This is a genomic window from Bacillus cereus group sp. MYBK5-2 (assembly GCF_051915685.1).
GTDB lineage: Bacteria > Bacillota > Bacilli > Bacillales > Bacillaceae_G > Bacillus_A > Bacillus_A cereus.
Genome location: NZ_JBQAFE010000041.1, coordinates 1 through 522 on the forward strand (window position 1 = coordinate 1; position 522 = coordinate 522).

The window sequence follows — 522 nt, forward strand, 5'->3', positions numbered from 1 at the left end:
TAGCACTCCCCACGCTGTCTGAATTAAACTATTGATTGTAACTTGATTATCACTAGCCGCCTGTTTCATTTTCTTCGTTAATTCTCTATCAAATTCACAAAGTAGCTCGTCTAAAACATAACCTTCATCTTCATTTTTCAAGTTTTCTTTTGGTAATACTGTTTGCCCTTCATATCCATCTAAATAATCATTCCAATATTTAGACGATTCCTCGTAATCTTGTGCCTCTAACCATTCGATATAATTACCATATGGCGTTACTATGGATAACTTAGGCTCTCTTTGTTCCTGAATTGCATAGTAAGTTTCAAAGATTTCATGTGTCACTAGTGGAATACACCAACCATCCATTAAGATATGGTGGAAACTCCAGATAACATGGTATGTTTGCTCATTAGTACGTAAAATTGTCATACGCATTAATACATCTTCAGCAAGATTAAACCCTCTTTCTTTATCTTCAGCGGTATACCTCTTTATCCAATCTTCACGTGATGATTCTTCCATTTCCTGAAGATCTTC

At 35.2% G+C, this 522-nt stretch carries 1 protein-coding gene; it reads right to left on the bottom strand.

Going from position 1 to position 522, the window contains the following annotated elements:
• The coding region (locus tag ACTFP3_RS30125) for a condensation domain-containing protein (protein ID WP_440012097.1) at positions 1–507 on the bottom strand (507 nt) is incomplete at its 3' end.
• Positions 508–522: the final 15 nt, after the last annotated feature.